Source organism: Bradyrhizobium diazoefficiens, assembly GCF_016616885.1.
GTDB classification, from domain to species: domain Bacteria; phylum Pseudomonadota; class Alphaproteobacteria; order Rhizobiales; family Xanthobacteraceae; genus Bradyrhizobium; species Bradyrhizobium diazoefficiens_F.
This window is the reverse complement of sequence record NZ_CP067102.1, coordinates 6,449,982-6,471,501: the sequence shown is the minus strand read 5'-3', so window position 1 is coordinate 6,471,501 and position 21,520 is coordinate 6,449,982. Positions and strand designations below refer to the sequence as shown.

The window sequence follows — 21,520 nt, the reverse complement described above, 5'->3', positions numbered from 1 at the left end:
CTTGCAGGGTACGCTATTTCGCGGCCCATTTGTTGAAGCGCTCGGTCAGGCGGTCGATGTTCTCGAGCCAGAAGGCGACGTTGATCTCGACCGCGTTCTTGATGTTGGCAGGCGCGGTCGGCAGATCTTTCAGGACGGCCGGTTGGATCAGGGCGGCGGCGTCCTTGTTCGAGGTGCCGTAGGCAATGTTCTCCGACAATTTGGACTGGTTCTCCGCCTTGCCGGCGAAGTCCAGGAACTTGTAGGCCGCGTCCTTGTTCGGGCTACCCTTCAGGATGACCCAGCTGTCGAGGGTGAAGAGCGCGCCGTCCCACACCATGCCAAAGTTCTTCTTCTCGTTCTTGTTCGCGGTGTCGATGCGGCCATTGTAGACCGAGGTCATCGCCACCTCGCCGGAGGCGAGCAGTTGCGGCGGCTGGGCGCCGGCCTTCCACCAGACGAGGTCGCCCTTGATGGTATCCAGCTTCTTGAACGCGCGATCGACGCCTTCGTCGGTCGCCAGCACCTTGTAGACGTCCTTCGGTGCGACGCCGTCGGCCATGAGGGCGATCTCCAGCGTGGTCTTCGGGCCCTGACGCAGGGCGCGCTTGCCCGGAATCTTCTTGGTGTCGAAGAAGTCGGCCCAGCCTTTGGGCGCTTCCTTCAGCTTGTCCTTGTCGTAGCCGAGCACGAAATCGTAGAGGATGGCGCCGACGCCGCAGGGATTGACTGACGGCTGGATGTAAGCGGCCTCGCCGCCGATCTTGGAATAGTCCAGCTTCTCGAACAGGCCTTCCTCGCAGCCGACCGCGAGCTCGTCGCTCTCGACCTGGACGACGTCCCAGGTGGCGGCGCCACCCTGGACCTTGGCGCGCAACACGCCGACGCCGCCGTCCCAGGACTCGTCGTTCATGGCAATGCCGGCCGCCTTCTTGAACGGCTCGAAATAGACCTTCTTCTGGGCGTCCTGATAGGCGCCGCCCCATGACACGACGGTGAGGTCACGCGCCTGCGCGACCGTGGCCAGCGCGGCGCTGGCGCTGAACGCCGCGGCGAAACCCAGAGCAATGTTGCGCTTCAGCATGGTCCTTGTTCCTTCTTCATCTGCGTTGCGTTGACGTGATCGATGCAGCTTCGCTTGCGTTGGGATCAGACGGGATCGAGCGCGAGGCAGTCCTCGGGGCGGAAGGTGATGAAGACATTCTCGCCATGCCTCAGGCTATCATGTGCCCCCGGCTGAAGCTTGACCATGAACTCGGCGTTCCCTGAGACATCGAGCACGGCCAAGGCGTGGTCACCGAGATAGATGGTGTTCTGCACCTTGGCCGGCAGCCGGTTCGGTTCGTCGCTGGAGCCGCTATCAGGGATGATGGCGATCCGCTCCGGCCGCACCGACAGGGACGTCGATGCGCCTATGCCTGATACGTTGACCGCACGTGCCATGACGGAGCCGCCGGCCGCCAGCGTGACGCGGCAATAGTCCTTCTCGATCGTCTCCACGGTGCCGGCCAGCACATTGTTCTCGCCGACGAAGTTGGCGACAAAGCTGTTGACCGGCTGCTCATACAGCGCGTCGGGCCTGTCGATCTGCTGCACGATGCCGTCGTTGAACACGGCGATCCGGTCCGACATGGTGAGCGCTTCGCTCTGGTCGTGGGTGACATAGACGACGGTGATGCCCATCGTCTCGTGCAGCTGCTTGATCTCCAGCTGCATCTGTTCGCGCAGGCGCTTGTCGAGGGCGCCCAGGGGCTCGTCCATCAACACGAGCTGCGGGTTGAAGACCAGCGCGCGGGCCAGCGCCACGCGCTGCTGCTGGCCGCCGGACAGTTGCCCGGGCCGCCGCTGCGCCAGGGTCTCCATCTTGATCATGCGCAGCGCCGCCTTGACGCGCGCTTGCGTCTCCGCCTTGTTGACGTTGCGTACGGACAACGGAAAGGCGACGTTCTCCTCGATCGTCAGGTGCGGAAACAGGGCATAGTTCTGGAACACCATGCCGATGTCGCGCTTGTGCGGCGGCATGTTCTTGATCGCCCTGTCGGCGAGATAGATCTCGCCCTGGGTCGGAACCTCGAAGCCAGCCAGCATCATCAGCGTGGTGGTCTTGCCCGAGCCCGACGGGCCGAGCAGGGTGATGAACTCGCCCTTTTTGATGTCGAGATCGAGGTTCTTCACCACGAGATGCTCGCCATCATAGGTCTTCTGAATCCCGGAAAATCGCACCAATGCCGGCGCAGGCGTGACCATGCCGGCTTCCATGTTGTCCTCGCGTGTCCCCTACGATGCTGTCAGCAACCTCGTTCGAGGTTGGGAGAAACAGCTTAGCACCCTCCGACGAGAATGCCAGCGGCGCAAGCGACGAGATAGCGGGCGGCAGGTGCCGCGAAGATGTGCTACATCCCCGACAGCCTGGTCACGTACACGTTGAGTGTACCGCCGGCTTCCGCGACCACGCGCAGCGTCTTGGAATCGAAGGCGATGTCGGCCAGCGTGAGGCTGCTGATATTGGCCTCGACCTTGACGCCGTCCTCGCTCTTCTGGAAGTCGGCAATGACGCCCGCGATCTTCTCGCGCGCGTTGGCGGCGATCGGCTTCAGGTCGAGCGTCGCCTTCTGCACCAGCGCCTGCTGCATCTGCGGCACCACCGCGCGGGCTGCTGCGCCGAGCAGACCGAAGGCCGCCTCGGACTCCACCGCGAGCTGGATGTCGGCGAGCCGCAGCGTCTGCTGCGCCTGGTCGAGCATCGGCCGGCCCCAGATGTGCACGGTCGCCTCGGCGCCGAGCCCAAGCCAGCTCTTCTTCTCCTTGGCACGCACCAAGAGCGAGATCAGCAGCCGCTCGCCGGAGGGGACGACGTTGACGCTCTTCACCGTGACCTCGACTGGACCGGAGCCGTCCTCGGGATAGGTGTGGCCGACCATCTGTGCGGCGATCAGCTTGTTGATCTCGGTGAAGGGCACATCGATGGGAACGCCGATGTTCACGCCGGTGCCGGTCGGCGGCACGATCGAGATCTTGTCGGGGAACGGGCAGTCCGGCTTGGTCTGCGTCGACGTCACGCGCGTCTCGGCCTCCAGGCCGAGCAGCAGCGTCACGTTCTGCGCGTCGACGCGCGGCTGCGCGGCGATCGCGCGGGTCGGCTTCATCTCGAGCCAGAGCGGCGGCAGCGCGGCCGAGGAACCGCCGCCTTGCAGCGGGATCGAGCGGCAGGCCTTGGCCCACTGCACCTTCGCGTTCTCGCGCAGGCTGGGATCGTTGCGGATACGCTCGGAGACGACGTTGAGCTGATCGCCGACCGTCTTGTCGATCAGCGGCTTCACCTGCGCCGGCACGTTGACCTTGGCGCCGGCCACGTTGAGGTTGGTGTCGCCGAGATTGACCTGCGCGCCGAGATTGGGCTCGAGATGCCAGGCCGCCGCGAGTTTTGGACGCGACGTGACGACCACATTGCCCTTGATCTCGGCGCTGGCGTTCAAATTCTTGATGTTGACCGCGCCGATCCGTTTTGCCGCGTCGCCGCCGAGCACGCTGCCGAGCGCCTCGCCGAGCGCGCCGGTGGCCTTCGATGACAACGACCCCGTCACGTTCAGCTTGCCGCTGATCGGCGTCGACAGCGTCAGCACGTCCTTGTCGCCAGTGGCCGCCATCGGTCCGCGGGCGGCGGTCCAGCCGATATCGGCGTCCTGCAGGATCTGCGAGATCGGATTCTCGGCCTTGCCGGCGAAATTGCGCGGTGAGGCCTTCTCGGCCTGGTCCCGGATCGCCGACAGCGCGATCGCCACGGGCGCCACCACGATCGAGCTTTTCGAGACCGGCGGCAGCGGCGGCAGTTGCGCGACCGGCGGCGCCGAATTGGTCGCGCGCGGCGACAGCCAATCCATCGCCTTCAAGCTGATGAAAAACGACGCCGCGAGCACCGCAACGGCGATCAGGACAGTCTTCAAGTTCAACGTCAGACGCATCAGTCCCCCAAGCCACCCCGACGGGGGTTTTACAGGGCAGGCGAGGACGGCGCTAGAGCGCACCGATGGGGTGGAATTGCGGCAAGTCCGTTAACGGCTGCGACCGCGCCCTGTCCGTCTGTTCAGGCGGCTAGCCGCGCCTGGGACGGCGGACTGCTCTCACCTTGCCGGCCTCGCCGCCGCCGCAGAACAGGCGATCGCCGCCGTCGGATTCCAGCCCTGAAACCATCGTCCCGGCCGGCAGGTCGAGCTGCTCGAGCACCTTGCCGGTGTCAGGGTCGATCCGCCTGATGTCGCTGTCCTCGCCTTCCCAGGTGCCATGCCAGAGCTCGCCGTCGACCCAGGTCACCCCGGTCACGAAGCGCTTGCTTTCGATGGTGCGGAGAATCTTCCCCGTGTCCGGATCGACCTGATGGATCTTGCGCTCGCGATATTGCCCGACCCAGAGCGAGCCTTCGGCCCAGGCCAATCCGGAATCGCCGCCGCCGCCGGGGGCGGGGATCGTGGTGAGCACCTCGCCTGTCGCAGCGTCGATCTTCTGGATGCGATCTTCCGCGATCTGGAACAGGTGCCGGCCGTCGAACGCCGTGCCCGCATGTGCGGCGACATCGAGCGAGCGCGCGATCTTGCCGTTGGCCGGATCGACCGCGTTCAACTTGTCGCCGGACGCGAACCAGACATGGGTGCCGTCATAGGTGACGCCATGCACGGCCTCGACGCCGGGAAAAGGCCCGTACTCGGTGACGATCTCAGCGGCGGAACGCTTCATCTGCTCGATCCCTGTGATGCGATCAACCTACGCTTTTAAGAGCGGTCCGGGGAGTAACAAGCCTGTCGGGAATCCGGGGACGGGCGGGGTCATCCAGCGGCGCGCCCTTCCGTGTCCGAACGACTGCACCTTGCTCGATCGCGCCAGCTCTTCGAGCGCCCGTTGCACCGTGCGCGCGCTCATGCCAAGCGCGAGCGCCAGCGCCGAGCTCGACCATGGCTCGCCGTCGGCGAGAATGGCGAGGACGGCGGCGTGCTTCTCCTCGACCGGCCGGGCCAGCACGATGACGTCGCGCGTCTTCCGTGGCGCCAGCTCAAAACCCTGCTTGGTCGCGCTGATCTCGGCCAACGGCTTGAGCTGCGTGCGAAGCCGCCCGATCTCGACGCGCAATCGCGCGCGATGCGACTCATCGACGTGCCTGGCCTGGAAGGCGCCTGATATCAACGCTTCGCGCGAGACATCCGCAGGCCATGCCTGCGCCAGCAGACGGGCGAGTGCGAACAGCACGGGCCGCGTTCCCAACGATACGGCGACGCCTTGCCTGCGCACGACATGATGGAAGGTGTCCACGACAAGAGCTGTCGAGGTCGCCAGTCTCTCGACTTCGCCGAGCAACAGCGGGTGTTCGCTGCCGCGTGCGATCAGGCGCGCGGCCGGCGTGTCGAGGATGAGGTTCGCGCTGTCGACCTCGGCGACGAGCGCCGGAATTTTTGCCTGCCGCGCTGCCTTGCCTGCGCGGTCGAGCGCGGCGCGCGCATCTCGTGTTTTCAACCGCCTGATGGCGATGCCGGCGACCACCAACTCGCGAACGACCAGAGATGCAGGCGGGAGCGGGGAGACGCTGATTTCGGCCAACGTGCCCTCGGCCTCGTCGACCCGCCCGAGCAGGAGCAGACGGCGGGCCTCGATATGGCCGGCATGGGCGGCATTGGCGAGATCGCCATGGCTTGCGAGCGTCGCCCGCGCGCCGGCAAGAGTGCTGGCAAGAGTCTTGGCCGGCCAGCTGAGGTCGCGCGAGACCAGCGCGATCTCGGCCTCGGCCACCACGCATCTGGCGCGCGCGACCGCCTCTCTCGGCCCGAACGCGCGCGCGGCGCTGCGCAGCAGCGTCTTCGCTTTGGCGAGATCGCCGAGCTGCGCCATTGCGATGCCGCGCAGCGCCAGCGACGGCGCATCGTTGCGCAATGCGACGCGGTTCAGGGCGCCGAGTGGATCGCCGGCCTCTAACGCGCGCGCGGCGGCCGTGATCAGCGACTCCATGAAAATCCCGCCACACTTGTTACTCCCACCGCGCAACCGCTTGGTGCCAGAAATCGTTGACGGTCGACGACGTGCGGTGACGGGCGAGTGGTTCCGCCAGGCGCGGGATGGTCGCCCAAGAGAGAAGTTGAGCAAGTGATTTGGAGAGCCAAGATGACATCAGCAGACAACGCAGGAACCAAAGGACAGCCCGCCATGCAAACACCGCCAGTGGTGTCACCGCAGGACTGGGAGGCAGCCCGTCAGCAACTGCTCGTGAAGGAAAAGGCGCATACCCGCGCCCGCGACGCACTCGCCGCCGAACGCCGGCGCATGCCGTGGATGGAAGTGGACAAAACCTACGCATTCGAGACGCCTTCGGGCAAGGCCAGTCTGCTCGATCTGTTCCAGGGCCGGCGGCAACTGATCCTGTACCGGGCCTTCTTCGAGCCGGGCGTGTTCGGCTGGCCCGACCATGCCTGCCGCGGCTGCTCCATGGTGGCCGACCAGGTTGCCCATGTTTCGCATCTGAACGCCCGCGACACCACGCTGGTGTTCGCCTCGCGCGCGCCGCAAGCCGATATCGCGCGGCTGAAGACGCGGATGGGCTGGAACATCCCGTGGGTCACCATCACCGACAGTTTCGATGCCGATTTCGGCGTCGGCGAGTGGCACGGGACCAACGTGTTCTACCGCGACGGGACGCGCATCTTCCGGACCTATCTGATCAAGAGCCGCGGCGACGAGCAGATGGGCGGCACCTGGAACTATCTCGACATCACCCCGCTCGGTCGCCAGGAGGGCTGGGAGGACTCGCCGGCCGGCTATCCGCAGACCCCGACCTACAAATGGTGGAACTGGCACGACAGCTACGAGCAAGGTGCCGCGCCCGACAAGAAATGGGTCGAGGTCTCGGATGCCGGAGAGAAGGCGCTACGCGAGGCGGGCGCGCAGTGACGGAAATCTGCTCAGTCAACGCGGCCGCCGATGGCGGTCGCGATGGCCGGGAGGCCGTGGCCGCATCCCGCCTCGCCCGATGGCTGGGTCTTGCGGCCACGCCGACGTTCGCGACCATGGCCGTGCTGACGGCCGTGCTCGGCGGCGGCCCGGCGGACATGCTCTGCTCCGCCGGACACGGGCTGTCGCTGGGCGGGATGGTGCCGATGTATCTGCTGATGAGCGCGTTTCACTCAGCGGCGTGGCTGAGACTGATCTCGAGGCGGCGTTGGGGCGGGTAGGCGGCGCTAACGCTTCCGCTTGCTATTGCCCGCCGGTCGCCTGCAGATACGCAACCACCTTGGCGGCTTCGTCGGCGGAGATGCCGCCATAGGGCTGCATCTTGTTGCCGGAGACGACCTCGTCCGGCTTGACCATAAAGCGGGTCAGCTTGTCCTGGTCCCAGACGAAGCCGGCTTCCTTCATCGACGACGAATAGTTGTAGCTCGGCAGCGAGCCGGCCTTGCGTCCGACGATTTTGTTGAGGTTGGGACCAAGGCGATTGTCGCCTTCCTTCACCGAATGGCAGGTGCGGCAGGAATTGTTGAAAGCCTGCTTGGCTGCATCATCGCTCGCCGGCTGCTGCGCGATCGAAGAGGGCGCGGAGAGGAGCAGCGTCAATGCTCCCGCGGCGGCAATCGGGCACAGCCATGTGGCCGGCGACGTCTGCAGGCGTGATTGCATCTGCACCTCCACGCGGGGTGACTCGGCGCGCTCGTTGCAAACGAAAACGGCCCCCGTCGGTTCCGGGGCCGTTTGCGTCACAATGTCCTGTTGCTCAGCGCGTCGCGTTACCGAAGTTCGGCGCGGCGCTCCGTCATCGGCAGCACGATCACCTTGGTGCCGACGTTGACGCGGGAGTAGAGGTCGGAGACGTCGTCATTGGTCAGACGGATGCAGCCGGAGGAGACGTGCTTGCCGATCGTGTCGGGGGCGTTGGTGCCGTGGATGCGGTAGACGGTGCCGCCGAGATACATGGCGCGCGCGCCGAGCGGGTTGCCGGGGCCGCCGGCCATGTGGCGCGGCAAATAGGGCTGGCGCTGGATCATTTCCGGCGGCGGGGTCCAATCCGGCCATTCGGCCTTCTTGGTCACCGACTGCGTGCCGGACCAAGTAAAACCATCGCGGCCAACGCCGATGCCGTAGCGGATCGCCTGGCCGTTGCCGAGGACGTAATAGAGATAGGTGTTGGGTGTATCGATGATGATGGTGCCCGGCGCTTCACGCGTTGAGTAGCTGACGGTCTGGCGGCGGAAGCGCGCCGGCGTCTCGACAGCGTCCTGATCCTCGGACGGCGCGGTCTGATAGGTCGGCGCCTGATAGGGCTGGTACGGCTGAAGCGGCTGCGGCGCGGTCATCGTCGGCAGCGGCTGGAAGAACGGAAACAGCTGCACCGGCGCCGCCTTGGCCGGGCCGGAAAATGCAATTGCGGTCACGGCCACTGCACTGACAGCAACGGCGCGCGATAACGTCTTGAACGTGTCCAGATTGAACATTGGTCGCCCCTGTTCGCGTGGTGTTTCTTGGTCACCGCGGCACCGTTTCGGTGCTCCGTTGCCTCAATCACTAACGGCAAAACGTTTCGGGACATTTGCGCGGAAAACCGAAAACGGTTTCGTCGTGGCAAGGATTGTTTCATGACAGTTTCGTGGCCGCAGGGGTCCGTTAACGAACAAAACAGTGGGCCGACACTTCTGTGACGTCACACGCCTGAAATATCCGTGGTTGATGGTCCTAAGCCGAGAATCATCAAACTCTCGGGATTTCCCCATGCGGGTATTAATCGCGACTGACGCCTGGCATCCGCAGGTCAACGGTGTGGTCCGGACGTTGACCTCGCTGGCCGCCGCCGCCAAGGCCCTCGATGTCGAGATCGACTTCCTGACGCCGGAGGGCTTCCGGTCCTGGCCGCTGCCGACCTATCCGGGCCTGCGCATCGCGCTGCCGAGTGGCAAAGAGATCGCGCGGCGGATCGAGAAGGCCGCGCCGGAAGCGTTGCATATCGCAACCGAGGGCCCGATCGGCTGGGCCGCGCGCGCCTATTGCCGTCGCAATGGGCTTGCCTTCACCACCTCCTACACGACGCGCTTTCCGGAATACGTCTCGGTGCGGACCGGCATTCCCGATGCCGTCGGCTACGCCGTGCTGCGCCACTTCCACGATGCTGCCGCCATGACCATGGTGGCGACGCCGTCGCTGCGGCAGGAGCTCTCAGGCCGCGGCTTCAAGCGGCTCGGCTTCTGGGGGCGCGGCGTCAACACCGAGCTGTTCCATCCTGATTCCCCGGCCGAGCTGGACCTGCCGCGACCGATCTTCATGACGATGGGCCGCGTCGCGGTGGAGAAGAATCTTGAGGCGTTCCTCGCACTCGATCTGCCCGGCACCAAGGTCGTCGTCGGCGATGGTCCGCAGAAGGCGGCGCTCGAGAAGAAATATCCCGACGTGGTCTTCCTCGGCGAGAAGAAGGGCGCGGACCTGACCGCGCATCTCGCCGCTGCCGATGTGTTCGTATTCCCGAGTCTCACCGACACGTTCGGCGTGGTGCAACTCGAAGCGCTCGCCTGCGGCACGCCGGTTGCGGCGTTTCCGGTAACGGGACCGAAGGACGTCATTGCCGATCACCCGATCGGCGCGATCGACAACGATCTGCGCGCCGCATGCTTGCGCGCACTCTCAATGTCGCGCGAGACCTGCCGCAACTTCGCGCTGGAGCGCTCCTGGGAGAACAGCGCGCGCCAGTTCGTCGGCAACCTCACTTCACTCCAGCCCAGCCGCGTCCTGCGCGCCTCGCCTCGCATGGCGCGGCGGCCGGTGCGCGGCTGATCCATAGTTTGACCCACAGCGAGAACCTCATCGATGGCTAAGATCATGAACCTTGACGGCACCCAGCAGCTCGACCTCACCCGTGGCACGGTCGAGCAGGCCTATGATCGCTGGGCGCCCGTTTACGATCTCGTGTTCGGCGGTGTGTTCGCCAAGGGCCGTCAGGCCGCGATCGCAGCCACCAACAAGATCGGCGGGCGCGTGCTCGAGGTCGGCGTCGGCACCGGCATCTCGCTGCCGCTCTATGCCCCAAACCTGCGCATCTTCGGCACCGACATTTCGGAAGCGATGCTCGACAAGGCGCGCCGCCGCGTCAGCGAGGGCAATCTGAAGAACGTCGAGGGTCTCGCGGTGATGGACGCCGAGAAGCTCGAATTCCCCGACAATTCCTTCGACGTCGTGATGGCGCAGTACGTCGTCACCGCGGTGCCGAATCCGGAGACGGCGCTCGATGAATTCGCCCGCGTGCTGCGTCCGGGCGGCGAGCTGATCATTCTCACCCGCGTCAGCGCCGACACCGGCATGCGCCGCTTCATCGAGCAGAAGCTCCAGCCGGTGGTGCGTCCGCTCGGCTTCCGCACCGCCGAGTTCGCCTGGTCGCGCTACGCCAAGTGGCTGGCCGGCGCCAACGGCATCGAGCTTGCCGAGCGCCGCCTGATTCCGCCGCTGGGTCATTTCTCGCTGGTGCGCTTCCGCAAGGTCGACGTCGCCAAGGCAGCCTGAGCAAGGCTGCGTAAGAGCGGCGGTTCGGTCCGCCGCTCACGCGTTCGCGTGCGTCATCGCGTCGCTGCACATCGTCATATGACAAAATGATGATGTCACACGACCTACATCGAATCCCTGTAAATCCTGAACCCGAAAGCATTTTGGGGGAGAGCATGATCAAGAATTATCTCGAGCAGCTGCGGATCCAGCGCTGGGACGACCATCGCTACTATCACCACAGCCGCATCAATCAGAGCCTGCACTTCGTCAGCGCGCTGAGCTTCCTCTTCGCCTATGTCTGGCTGTTCGTCGACCCGATGATCTCGGCGCTGGTCGGCTGGCTGGTCTCTATGACCTCGCGCCAGGCCGGTCACTTCTTCTTCGAGCCGCACGATTACGACCACATCAACCAGGCGACGCACGAGTACAAGGAAGACATCAAGGTCGGCTACAACCTGCAGCGCAAGGTGGTGCTGATGGCGATCTGGGCGCTGTCGCCGCTGGTGCTGTTCGTCGATCCCACCCTGTTCGGCCTGTTCACGCCCTGGGCCAGCGCGGCCGACTTCATGCGTCAGGTTGCCAAGATCTGGCTCGTGATCGGTGGCGGCGGCCTCCTGTTCCGCACTGTGCACCTGTTCTTCATCCGCGATGTCGAGACAGGCCTGGTCTGGATGACCAAGATCCTGACCGATCCCTTCCACGATCTGATGCTCTATCGCACCGCCCCGCTCGCTTTGATGCGCGGCGAGCTGATGGACCCCGGCCTGCACCTCAACCCCGAGCACACGCTGGGCCTCATCTCCGAGCCCTCGCTCGAAGAGCAGCACGCCTGAGCGCGCTGCTTCCACACAATACTCCGATGTCTGATGGCTACGTCATGCCCGGCCTCGTGCCGGGCATCCACGTCTTGGGGCGTTCTTCGCCTCTCACCGCGCGCGGGGAAGCGAGATCGGGCGCCGCCGCAAACGCCGTCATTCCGGGGCGGCTCGAAGAGCCGAACCCGGAATCTCGAGATTCCGGGCCTGGTCCTTCGGACCATCCCGGAATGACGGTGGCTATGAGCGGAGAACGAGCCTCAGCGCCCCAACCGCTTGGCCAGCATCTCTTTCAGGATCTGCCGCTTGATGTTCTTGTTGGTGAGCGCACCATCGTGCCACCAGAAGCCGTCGGCTTTCATCTTCTCGGCGGCGCGGACGAAGCGGTCGGCGACTTCGCTGAAGTCTGCGTCGGTGTAGTTCAGGCTGAAGATCAGGCGCCCGGTGCCGACCCAACTCAGCGAGAGGCCTTCGGCACGCAGGTAGTATTGCAGCATCCAGTTGTAGCGGGACGGGGTGGTGTATTTCACCGTCCAGATCGACGAGAAGTTGGCGAACCGGACCGGCAGGTCGGCATCGGTCATCATCTGGTTGAGCTTTTGCGCGCGGCCGTTCCAGGTCGCGTCCAGCCCGTCATAGATGGCGCGGAAGTTCGGGCTGGCGAGCCGGCTCAGGAACTCGTCCATCGCCGTCATGACGTAGGGATGCGAGTTGAAGGTGCCGCGGGCGAAGCAAATGTCTGCAGGACGATCGTCGCGGAAGCGGCGCATCAGGTCCTTCTTGCCGCAGACCACGCCGACCGGCAAACCACCGGCGAGGCTCTTGCCGTAGGTCACCATGTCGGCCTTGACGCCGAAGTATTCCTGAGCGCCGCCGGCAGCGAGACGGAAACCGACGAACACCTCGTCGAAGATCAGCACGATGCCGCGTTGGTCGCAGACCGCGCGCAGCTGCTTCAGCCACGCGGTGTAGGCCGCGCGATCGAAATTGCCGCCGCGGGACGAGTCGACCAGCGAGGAATCGCCGGGCGCGTTGCCGTTCGGATGCAAGCCTTGCAGCGGATTGACCAGCACGCAGGCAATGTCCTTGCGCGTGCGCAGCACGTGAAGGGTCTTCTCGGACATCTCGGCGAGGGTGTAGGTCTCGTGTGCACTGATCGGATTGCCGACGCCGGGCTGCACGTCGCCCCACCAGCCGTGATAGGCGCCGGCGAAACGGACGAGATGCGTGCGCTTGGTGTGGTAGCGCGCAAGCCGCACCGCCTGCATCACCGCTTCGGTGCCGGACATGTGGAACGAGACCTCGTCGAGGCCCGAGATCTGGCAGAGCCGCTGCACGTTCTCGAGGATGACGGGGTGGTAGGGGCCGAGCACCGGTCCGAGCGCGTGCGCCCGCTTCTCGGAGCCCTCGATGCACTCCTTGTAGAAGTCGTTGCCGAAGATGTTGACGCCGTAGGACCCGGTGAGATCGTAGGACGTGTTGCCGTCGACATCCGTGACGGTGACGCCGCTCGACGACTCCATGAAGGTCGAGGTGCCCAGATGCTCGCGAACGAGACGCGAGAACTGGAACGGCACGCGGTAGGTTTCGGTGAAGTTGAGGTCGGAGATTGTCTCAGCCGCCTCCTTCGTCATCGCGCGGCCCTTGGCATAGCGATCGGCGTAGATGCGCGCGAGGCGGAAGAAGGCTTCCTTGCGCTGCATCACCACATTCGCCGGCGCGCCGTCGCAGCCGAAATACTTGTCGCCTTCGAACTCGTAGAACGGGAGCAGCTTGGCCACCCGGCGCGACATCTTGGAGTGTCCGGCGAGCGAGCGGTGCTTGGCGCGGGACAGTGCGATGCGCGCTTTCAGCTTCGGGAAGACGGCGACAGCAGACGCTGCGGCGGCCACGGAAAATGAGAGAATCGGGAGTGTCGTTTCCATGACAACAAGCGCTAATACTGCGAGCTGACAGATTCATGACAGTCAAAGCCCTCATCGCCTCTTTCACCCAGCAGGAAGACCTCAACTTCCTGTTGACCAACCGCATCCCTCGCGCGGCGCTGACCCGCTTCATGGGCTGGTTCTCCAAGATCGAGAACCCGCTGGTGCGGGACGGCTCCATCGCGCTGTGGAAGCTGTTCTCCGACCTCGATCTGTCGGAGGCGAAGAAAGACCATTTCAGGAGCCTGCACGATTGCTTCACTCGTGAGCTCAAGCCCGGCCTGCGGCCGTTTGATCCCGATTCTTCGGTGGTCGCCAGCCCATCGGACGGCATCGTCGGCGCCCATGGCAGGATAGCCGACACCGAGCTGTTCCAGGTCAAGGGCGCGCCCTATTCGCTGCTCGATCTGCTTGGCGACCCCACGCTCGTTGAGCAGCACCGCAACGGCTCTTTCGTGACGCTGCGGCTGACCTCGAGCATGTATCATCGCTTCCACGCGCCGTACGATGCGCATATCGAACGCGTCACGCTGATCCATGGCGACGTCTGGAACGTCAACCCGATCGCGCTGAAGCGGGTCGAGCGCCTGTTCTGCAAGAACGAGCGGGCGGTGATCCGCACGCATTTGTCGACCGGCGAGGCCGTCACGCTGGTGCCGGTCGCAGCGATCCTGGTCGCCAGCATCCGGTTGCACTTCCTCGACATGGTGCTGAATGCCCAGACGAAAGGCCCGGTCAATTTCCCCTGCGACGTCAACGTGGCCAAGGGCGAGGAGCTCGGCTGGTTCGAGCATGGCTCGACCATCATCATTCTCGCGCCCGGCGATTTTACCTTCTGCGACGGGATCGGCGAAGGGACGCGCATCCGCGCCGGTCAAGCGCTGCTGAGGAAAATCTAGCCTTCAATCTGCCGTTTCGGCCGCCTATATCGTCCGCGGGGACGAATATCGACACGGATTTGGTGATGGCGCGGGCGCCTGTGATGGCGGCGGGTGGTATTGTGCTGCGGCGTGGTGGGCCGCCGCTGGTCGCGATCGTGCGCCAGCGCAAACGCAACGAGTGGGTTTTGCCCAAGGGCAAGCTCGACGACGGCGAAACGCCGAAACAGGCCGCGCACCGCGAGGTGCTGGAGGAGACCGGCCACGAGGTCGCCATCCATGAATTTCTGGGCACGCTCGTCTATCAGTCAGGTGGCCGATCCAAGGTCGCGCATTTCTGGCGCATGGAAGCCGCGGGCGGCCAGGTCCGCAAGCTCATGAACGACATCAAGGCGGTCGACTGGGTATCGCTGGACGACGCGCTCGCGCGCCTGTCGCGCGAATATGAGCGCGCCTTCCTCACCCAGGTCGGCCCGATCGCGATCGCCGCGGCCGGCCTCGCATCGTCCGCCGCGCCGGAGCCGACGCCAACATTGGCCGCCGATGACATCGATGCCGCGTTGCGGACGCTGACACCGGCTGAGGCTGTCTCCGTCGACGAACTGCAGCACGGCCTGCTGCAAAAGGTGCGGGCCTGGCTGCGCGGCGAGGCGTGAGGTCTTGTCGCCTCCGCGTGTAAATGAGGGCGAGCACCCGCGAGTCAGCATGATTGAGTTAGCGTCGCTCTCTCCAGGTCGTCATTGCGAGCGAAGCGAAGCAATCCAGAATCTTTCCGCGGAGGGACTCTGGATTGCTTCGCTTCGCTCGCAATGACGGAGAGGGAGGCGCCCTCCAATCTATCGCTTCCTCTTTTCCTTCGGCGCCGGAGCTGGCGCAGGCTTGCGCGGCGCGGCGGGGCGTTGTGCGGCGGGCAGGCGCTGCTGGAAGCCGGGCTGGCGTGGCGCGGCGCCTTGTTGCGGTTGCGCGGTCGGCTGTGTACCGGGCTGCAATCCGTTGCGCGGTGTTTGCGGTTGTGGCGTGGCGCTGCCGGGCGCTTGCGGAGATTGTCCGCTGCGCTGTGGCTGTGTCGGCGGCCTGCCTTGTCCGGTGCGCGGCTGGCCGGCCGGCTGTCCCGTGCCCTGCTGCTGACCTTGGCCCGCGCGCGATGTGCCCGGCTGCGTGGCGCCGCCTTGTCCCTGGCGCTGCGGCTGTTGCGTCCGCTGGCGGTTCGGCGTTCCCGGCTGCTGACCCGGACGGTTGTTCTGACCGGGCTGGCCATTCGGCCGCTGCGGCTGCTGGCTCGGCGCCGTGTTCGGACGCAATTGCTGTTGCTGCGGCGGCTGCGCCGGTCGCGGAATCCGGCTGATCGCGGCCGGATTGGCGCGGCGGAAGTCGCGCTGCTCGGTGACGATCTGCCGGCCGGTGGTCTGCGCCGCATGCACCTGGCTGACGAAGCCGCGGTCGCGCGCGATCTGCTGCGGCGGGATCGTGATCGGCACCGCGGCGAAGCGCATGCCGCCCGGGCCGCCTGCACCGGGCTGGATCGCAAAGCCGCTTGAGGCTTGCGTCAGCGCACCGAGCCGCGTGCCGCTGGTGCGGTCGTTGACGTCGATGTGGCCGACCCGGCCGTCGGCGTCGGGATAGAGCTTGATGTTGACGTTGTTGGCGCTGTTCGCGGCCGCGTTCTCGGGCACGTCGACGACGCCAGTGGTGCCGCGAATGCCGAGCGTCGCGGTCGGCGTTGCGATCTTCATGTCACCTGTCTTCGCCACGGCCGCCGCGACGAAGGCGACCGTGCCCTTGCCGATGTCGAAGATCGCCGAATTCTGCTTGCCGCCGTCCTCATAGACGTAATTGTCGATGGTGATCTTGGCGCTGGCGGAGAGATTGAACGTAGTGGCGTCGTTGAAGGTGATGCCGAGCGAGGAATTCGAGGACGTCTGCACGACGTCGTTGAGATAGATGTCGTCGCGGACTTTCAGCGGATAGGAGTTTTTGTCGCGGATCACGGTCGCAATCCCCGTCACCGTCGCGACATTGCCGATCGGCTCGACGGCAGCGGGCTGCGCATCGGCAGTTGGCGTCGGCGAGGCTGATGGGGCCGGCGGGGGCGCGGGCGTCGGTTGTGCCTGCGGCTGTGCTTGCGCGAGCTCGATCGCATCCGATGCGCACGCGCTATCGGCGCCGCCCAGCGGCAGCACCAGCAGCGGCAAAGCAAACACGATGCGGCGCCAAGCCACCATCAAAGCCACGAATGAGGTCCCGGTGAGAACACGAGGCGAGATCGGCCGATATCAGCCGGAGCTGGCTGAATGGCGAATGAACGTCCGTCGCACGGGACGGACGAACGTTCAAACGCCACGTCCCGGTATCAGGGACGTGGTGCTTCGCATCGCCCCGGGATGACGCGCTCCGCGCGTCAGCTGACCCGCTTCCAGGTCTGGCCGCCGCAGAACATGCCGCCGAAGGCGCAGCCCTGCACGCGCATCGCATTCGGGCCTTTCATGGCGATGGTCGAGTCGTAGTTGCGGCCGGAGTCGGGATCGTGGATGCGGCCGCTCCACTTGGCGCCGTCGGGCTTCATGTTGATCAGGATGCGCTCGTTGGTCTTCTCGGCATAGCCGCAGAGATTGGTGCCGCACTGTTCGACGCGGACGTTGCCTTTGTTCTCTTCGGTCGCCCACACGCCGACCGGCGTGTTCGCGGCCTGCACGGGCGCGATGGGAGCAGGTGCCGGAGCCGGCGCATAAGCAGGCGCAGCGGCGACCGGCGCGGGACCGGCAACCGGCGCAGGCTGCGTGGTCGTGTCGACGGAGGGCGCTGCGGCAACGGTTGTCGGAGCGGCGGGCGCAATGGCGGGGGCTGCCGGAACGGTGGCCTGCACCGGCGCCTGTTGCACCGGCTGCTGCTGCACCGGAGCCGGCGCGGGCTTTGCCGTCGTCGTGCTTGGCGTGGTGTCGTCATCGTCCTTGGAGCCGCCAAGGCCATTGAGGTTGATGTTGTTCAGCTTGATCGGCTTGTTCGACAGGCCGGGCGCCACGATGGTGACGCAATCGAGCGAGGCGCAGTTGCGCGGCGTCTCGATGCGGACGCGCTGGCCTTCGATCTGGAACGAGATCGAATTGCCGGCCTGCGCGACGGCGGTCGAGGCGAGGAAGAGCGCGGCGGCGATGGTGAGCTTGTTCATGACAACCTCCGAAATGGCGCGGGTCCCGATATGGACTGAAGTCGGTCCTGGACCGGATGTGGTTCGACCCTATGCCCGATGCGTCCGGCGTTCTGTGATGAACCTCACAAGGGCTGTATGGGTGAGCCAGCGCACATTCGGATTGCTCGAATTTCCGAGCAACGCGAAACGCCCGGCGGCCAGACAATCTGGCTCAGCCGGCAGGCCTGTGACGCGGTCGGTGGATGCTGCTAGATCATGCCGAGCACGATGGCGCCGACAAAGGCCAAGGCGAGGTACGCGGCGACAACGCTCAGTCTTCCGACGAACGTCATGACGTTGCTCCCTGGGATCACTCCCCGCGCGCCGCTTTGCGCGCAACCCATGGTTAACAGAAACTCACCGTTGAAAAAAGTCAGCGGCGCTGTCGCTCATCTGCGGCGGTGGGCGCGTCATGGTAAAGGAAAGCCGAAATCGACACGTTGAAGAGTCTTTAAGTAAATTCACCGAACGTGGGCGCATGACGCGCGGAGTTCGTTTGTATCTCGTCGGCTCCATCGTCCTCGTTTCGCTCGCGGGTTGCGGACGCGGCTTTTTCCAGGCCGAACGTGAACCGTGGCGTGCCGAGGCCGAAGCGGCGTGCCTGAAATCGGGCGCCGTGAAGGAAAGTGCCGACATCGTCCGGATCGAACCGATCTCCGGTCCCGGCATGTGCGGCGCCGAGTTTCCGCTGAAAGTCGCCGCCATCGGCGAGGGGTCGAGCAGCTACGGTTTCGCCGATGAGGAGCTGCGCCCGCCCGGCAGCATCGGCAACCAGCCGCGCTGGCCGGTGAAGCAGCCGCAATCGAATTATCCGGCATCCGGCTATCCGCAGCAATCTAACTATCCCGAGAGCGCGGTGCGCCAGCCCTCGGGCTATGGCACGTCCTCCGGCCCGGTGTCGCTCAGCGCGCCCGGCGTGGCGCCGCAGGAAGACGAGATCGACTTGCCGCCCGAGGGCACCGATGCCGCGGGCGCCGCGCGCTACATGAATGCGCCGAGCTATCCGGCGCGGCAGCCCGGTCCGGCACCTTATTCGCAAGCGCCCGCGCAACAGCCGCCGCCGCGGCTAGGTCCCGCGCAGGGCAATCCCGTTATCGCCGTCGGTCCCGTCGCGGTGAAGCCGACCGCGACGCTGGCCTGTCCAATCGTCTCCGAGCTCGACCGCTGGTTTGCCGACAGCGTGCAGCCTTCGGCGATGCGCTGGTTCGGGGCCCGCGTGGTTGAGATCAAGCAGATCTCCGCCTATTCCTGCCGTGGCATGAACGGCAACTCCAACGCCCATATTTCGGAGCATGCCTTCGGCAATGCGCTCGACGTCGCTGCCTTCGTGCTCGCCGACGGCCGCCGCATCACCGTGAAGGACGGCTGGCACGGCATGCCGGAAGAGCAGGGGTTTTTGCGGGACGTGCAATCCGGCGCGTGCGCGCATTTCACCACCGTGCTCGCGCCGGGCTCGAACGTCTATCACTACGATCACATCCACGTCGATCTGATGCGCCGCGCCAGCCGCCGCCTGATCTGCCAGCCGGCCGCGGTCTCCGGCGAGGAAGTCGCCGCGCGCGCGCAGCGGCGCAATCCTTACGCGAACTCGCGCGATCCCTACGTCACCGGCTCGCTCGGCGCGCACAAGAGCAAGCGCGAGAAGGTCAACGAGGAAGACGAGTTCTCGGACGATTAGCCGCATTTGTCTTGCGCCAATCTACCCGCACCGTCATTTTCAAGTCGACGGTGTGGGCGCCAGCCCCATGCACCGCTGCACCTCGCCGGGGACGTTGTAGGTCCGCATGATGTGGCGGCTGTCGCGCAAGCCGGTCGCCTCGCGTTGCACCACGAACATCCAGAGCGCCTGGCCGGCGGCCATCACCAGCTTGCGCCTGGCCGGTTGCATCGCGGCTGGAATCTCCGAGTGCGCGTGGGCGGTGTCGAACGCGCGCAATTCCGCGAGGGCTTGTTCGAGCGTGCGGCCCATCCGTCCAAGCGCGGAGGCCTGCTCCTGGACGATCTCGTAATGGAGGATATCGACCGGCGGGCGAAGATCACGGGACATGGCGCGCAATATAATGCGGCGCGAACCGCATGCGCAACGCGCGGCCCGCTGCCGCTACTTCGCCTTGTACGCGGCCAGGAACATCCGCGTCGCGCTGTCGATCACTTCCACCATGCGCTGTTCCGACGGCGGCGGCGCGGCCTGGAACACGAAAGGCAGGAAGAGTGAGGCCTTGCACAGTTCCATGAACTGCGAGGCGGCAAGGTCGCAATCGTCGATCGCGAGATCGCCGGGGACGACGTGGGCTTTGAGATAGTCGGACAGCCGGTTGATGGTCTTGTCCAGCACGCGCAGATAATAGCGGCGGCCGACGTCGGGCATGCGCTCGGCGATTGCCATCACGGTGCGGATCGCCGATCCGCCGCCGGGCCGGCAGAGCAGGTGGATGTAGGCCTGTCCAAAATCCTTCAGCGTGGTCTCGGCGTCGCGCGCGGGGTCGAAGTTGAACACGACCTGGCCGTGAAACAGAGCCTCCTCCTCGAGGATGGCTTCGAACAGCGCGCTCTTGTCGGCGAAGTAGACATAGAGCGTGCCCTTGGAGACGCCGGCCGCGCGCGCGATTTCGCCCATGCTGGCGCCGTCAAAACCCAGACCCATGAACACCTTACGGGCGCCGGCCAGGATCTGGCGCCGCTTAGAGCTGTCATCGTCCGGGAGGGCGTGCATTTGTTCGCGGTTGGGTGCAACCATTGGTTTAGGGTCTCGGAAGGTTTCGGACCGGGCTCGAACTATGAAACGCAAATAAAGGATTCGGGCCAGTAGGGCCGGCCTGGGAATATTAGTAGATTGACCGAACCGTTCGGTCAATGGTAATTGAGATGGGCGAGCGGGAAAGCGGCCGTGCGACGGCTGCCTTGGATCGCGTTTTGATTGGGGAGGCCTTTATGGCCACATCGAGAGACCAGGCTGCGCGCGTCATTCGCCAGGAAGCGGTCGAGACGACGGCGGCGGACGGTGAAGCTGCGACCGAGACGTCCGTAGTCATTGCCGAGCAGCTGCGTTCTCATGTGGCTGAAGAAACCAAGCGCCGCACCAGCGAGGCGCCGGAGAAGCCCGTGACCGACCAGCCGGCCCCGACCGCCGCTGCCGCGCCAAAATCCGGAAAGCGCAAATTCGTCATGATGGGCATCGGCCTGGTGCTGGCGCTCGCGGCCGCAAGCTATGCCGGCTACTACACCCTGGTCGGCCGCTTCTTCGTTTCCACCGACGACGCTTACGTTCGCGCCAACAACACCATGCTGGGCGCGCGCGTAGCTGGCCATATCTCCTCGATCCTGGCCGGTGACAACACGCTGGTACATGCCGGCGACACCGTGCTGCGCATCGACGACGGCGACTACAAGATCGCGGTCGATGCCGCCGCGACCCGGATCGCGACCCAGCAGGCCACCATCGACCGCATCGGCCGCCAGATCGCGGCGCTCGACAGCCAGGTCGCACAGGCCAAGGCGCAGCTCGTCTCTGCCGAGGCGGGCCTCAAGCGCGCCGATCTCGACTATGAGCGCCAGCAGACGCTGAGCAACAAGGGCTTTGCCTCGCGCGCCACCTTCGAAACCTCGGAAGCCGGTCGCGACCAGGGCGCCGCAGCTGTCAAAGCCGCGCAGGCCGCCTACGACGTCGCGGTGAGCAATGTCGATGTCGCCAAGGCTCAGCAGGCCGAAGCCCAGGCGCAGCTCGCCGAGCTCAAGACCACGCTCGCCAAGGCCGAGCGCGACCTCGCCTTCACGGCGGTGCGCGCCCCCGTCGACGGCATCTTCTCCAACCGTCTCGTCAGCGCCGGCGACTTCGTCGCCGTCGGCCAGCGCCTCGGCAATGTCGTGCCGCTCGACGACGTCTATATCGATGCCAATTTCAAGGAAACGCAGCTCAAGCGCATCCGTCCCGGCCAGCCCGTGACGATCAAGGTCGATGCCTACGGCATGCGAAAGTTCTCCGGCGTCGTCGACAGCATCGCGGCGGGTTCGGGCTCGGTGTTCACGCTGCTGCCGCCTGACAACGCCACCGGCAACTTCACCAAGATCGTGCAGCGCGTGCCGGTCCGCATCCGCGTGCCGAAGGCGGTTGCCAGGCAGAACCTGCTCCGCGCCGGCATGTCGATCTATGCGACGGTCGATACCAACAAGGGTGCGGCGGACGCCGACAGCGAAATCGACCTCGACGATCCCACCATGATCCATCCGCAGTAAGCGCGCCTC

21 protein-coding genes are annotated in these 21,520 nt (G+C 65.4%); 9 read left to right on the top strand and 12 right to left on the bottom strand.

Annotation, left to right across the window (positions count from 1 at the left end; genetic code table 11):
* Nucleotides 1-13: 13 nt before the first annotated feature.
* From JJC00_RS30055 to JJC00_RS30035, 5 genes are all read right to left on the bottom strand, one after another.
* The gene (locus JJC00_RS30055) at nt 14-1,063 is read right to left on the bottom strand and encodes an ABC transporter substrate-binding protein (protein WP_200469434.1); all 1,050 of its coding nucleotides are present in this window, start codon (nt 1,061-1,063) and stop codon (nt 14-16) included.
* A 65-nt stretch (nt 1,064-1,128) separates the two neighbouring features.
* The gene (locus JJC00_RS30050; protein ID WP_200469433.1) at nt 1,129-2,238 is read right to left on the bottom strand and encodes an ABC transporter ATP-binding protein; all 1,110 of its coding nucleotides are present in this window, start codon (nt 2,236-2,238) and stop codon (nt 1,129-1,131) included.
* 134 nt (nt 2,239-2,372) lie between these two features.
* A complete protein-coding gene (locus JJC00_RS30045) occupies nt 2,373-3,941 on the bottom strand; it encodes a DUF4403 family protein (RefSeq protein ID WP_200469432.1) in 1,569 nt (522 codons plus the stop codon).
* A gap of 130 nt (nt 3,942-4,071) precedes the next feature.
* On the bottom strand, nt 4,072-4,710 hold the full coding sequence (locus JJC00_RS30040; protein WP_200469431.1) for a Vgb family protein: 639 nt from the start codon (nt 4,708-4,710) through the stop codon (nt 4,072-4,074).
* A 27-nt stretch (nt 4,711-4,737) separates the two neighbouring features.
* On the bottom strand, nt 4,738-5,970 hold the full coding sequence (locus tag JJC00_RS30035) for a helix-turn-helix domain-containing protein (protein WP_200469430.1): 1,233 nt from the start codon (nt 5,968-5,970) through the stop codon (nt 4,738-4,740).
* A 153-nt stretch (nt 5,971-6,123) separates the two neighbouring features.
* Between JJC00_RS30035 and JJC00_RS30030 the strand changes: the two genes are divergently transcribed.
* On the top strand, nt 6,124-6,906 hold the full coding sequence (locus tag JJC00_RS30030) for a DUF899 domain-containing protein (RefSeq protein ID WP_200469429.1): 783 nt from the start codon (nt 6,124-6,126) through the stop codon (nt 6,904-6,906).
* Between the two features lie 5 nt (nt 6,907-6,911).
* Nucleotides 6,912-7,187 carry a hypothetical protein gene (locus JJC00_RS30025; protein ID WP_200474284.1) on the top strand — a complete coding sequence of 92 codons (276 nt, stop codon included), beginning with the start codon at nt 6,912-6,914 and terminating at the stop codon, nt 7,185-7,187.
* A gap of 22 nt (nt 7,188-7,209) precedes the next feature.
* On the opposite strand, the gene JJC00_RS30020 is transcribed toward JJC00_RS30025, so the two are convergent.
* Both JJC00_RS30020 and JJC00_RS30015 read right to left on the bottom strand, forming a co-directional pair.
* Entirely contained in the window at nt 7,210-7,629 is a 420-nt protein-coding gene (locus JJC00_RS30020) for a c-type cytochrome (RefSeq protein ID WP_200469428.1), read from the bottom strand.
* 107 nt (nt 7,630-7,736) lie between these two features.
* Entirely contained in the window at nt 7,737-8,441 is a 705-nt protein-coding gene (locus JJC00_RS30015) for a L,D-transpeptidase (protein ID WP_200469427.1), read from the bottom strand.
* A gap of 274 nt (nt 8,442-8,715) precedes the next feature.
* Between JJC00_RS30015 and JJC00_RS30010 the strand changes: the two genes are divergently transcribed.
* From JJC00_RS30010 to JJC00_RS30000, 3 genes are all read left to right on the top strand, one after another.
* Nucleotides 8,716-9,768, top strand: a complete 1,053-nt coding sequence (locus JJC00_RS30010; protein WP_200469426.1) for a glycosyltransferase family 4 protein — start codon at nt 8,716-8,718, stop codon at nt 9,766-9,768.
* A gap of 33 nt (nt 9,769-9,801) precedes the next feature.
* Entirely contained in the window at nt 9,802-10,491 is a 690-nt protein-coding gene (locus tag JJC00_RS30005) for a class I SAM-dependent methyltransferase (RefSeq protein WP_200469425.1), read from the top strand.
* 155 nt (nt 10,492-10,646) lie between these two features.
* Nucleotides 10,647-11,306: a hypothetical protein gene (locus JJC00_RS30000; RefSeq protein WP_200469424.1), complete on the top strand. Its 660-nt coding sequence runs from the start codon at nt 10,647-10,649 to the stop codon at nt 11,304-11,306.
* Nucleotides 11,307-11,548: 242 nt separating this feature from the next.
* Here JJC00_RS30000 and JJC00_RS29995 read toward each other — a convergent pair whose 3' ends face one another.
* On the bottom strand, nt 11,549-13,213 hold the full coding sequence (locus JJC00_RS29995) for an aminotransferase class III-fold pyridoxal phosphate-dependent enzyme (protein WP_200469423.1): 1,665 nt from the start codon (nt 13,211-13,213) through the stop codon (nt 11,549-11,551).
* 35 nt (nt 13,214-13,248) lie between these two features.
* Here JJC00_RS29995 and asd point away from each other — a divergent pair, with 35 nt between their 5' ends.
* Both asd and JJC00_RS29985 read left to right on the top strand, forming a co-directional pair.
* On the top strand, nt 13,249-14,112 hold the full coding sequence (gene asd / locus JJC00_RS29990; protein WP_200469422.1) for an archaetidylserine decarboxylase: 864 nt from the start codon (nt 13,249-13,251) through the stop codon (nt 14,110-14,112).
* Nucleotides 14,113-14,177: 65 nt separating this feature from the next.
* On the top strand, nt 14,178-14,747 hold the full coding sequence (locus JJC00_RS29985) for an NUDIX hydrolase (protein WP_200469421.1): 570 nt from the start codon (nt 14,178-14,180) through the stop codon (nt 14,745-14,747).
* A gap of 180 nt (nt 14,748-14,927) precedes the next feature.
* Here the strand turns inward: JJC00_RS29985 and JJC00_RS29980 are convergent, their stop codons facing one another.
* Together JJC00_RS29980 and JJC00_RS29975 are read right to left on the bottom strand one after the other, a co-directional pair.
* Nucleotides 14,928-16,313, bottom strand: a complete 1,386-nt coding sequence (locus JJC00_RS29980) for a FecR family protein (protein ID WP_200474283.1) — start codon at nt 16,311-16,313, stop codon at nt 14,928-14,930.
* Between the two features lie 176 nt (nt 16,314-16,489).
* The gene (locus JJC00_RS29975) at nt 16,490-17,257 is read right to left on the bottom strand and encodes a DUF2147 domain-containing protein (RefSeq protein ID WP_200469420.1); all 768 of its coding nucleotides are present in this window, start codon (nt 17,255-17,257) and stop codon (nt 16,490-16,492) included.
* Between the two features lie 499 nt (nt 17,258-17,756).
* Here JJC00_RS29975 and JJC00_RS29970 point away from each other — a divergent pair, with 499 nt between their 5' ends.
* Nucleotides 17,757-18,956 (top strand): extensin-like domain-containing protein, encoded by a 1,200-nt coding sequence (locus JJC00_RS29970; protein WP_200469419.1) that lies wholly within the window; start codon nt 17,757-17,759, stop codon nt 18,954-18,956.
* 39 nt (nt 18,957-18,995) lie between these two features.
* On the opposite strand, the gene JJC00_RS29965 is transcribed toward JJC00_RS29970, so the two are convergent.
* Both JJC00_RS29965 and JJC00_RS29960 read right to left on the bottom strand, forming a co-directional pair.
* A complete protein-coding gene (locus JJC00_RS29965; protein ID WP_200469418.1) occupies nt 18,996-19,325 on the bottom strand; it encodes a DUF6665 family protein in 330 nt (109 codons plus the stop codon).
* A gap of 54 nt (nt 19,326-19,379) precedes the next feature.
* On the bottom strand, nt 19,380-20,015 hold the full coding sequence (locus tag JJC00_RS29960; protein WP_200469417.1) for a TetR/AcrR family transcriptional regulator: 636 nt from the start codon (nt 20,013-20,015) through the stop codon (nt 19,380-19,382).
* 194 nt (nt 20,016-20,209) lie between these two features.
* On the opposite strand from JJC00_RS29960, the gene JJC00_RS29955 reads away from it, so the two are divergent.
* The gene (locus tag JJC00_RS29955; protein ID WP_200469416.1) at nt 20,210-21,511 is read left to right on the top strand and encodes an HlyD family secretion protein; all 1,302 of its coding nucleotides are present in this window, start codon (nt 20,210-20,212) and stop codon (nt 21,509-21,511) included.
* The last annotated feature ends 9 nt before the right edge of the window (nt 21,512-21,520 follow it).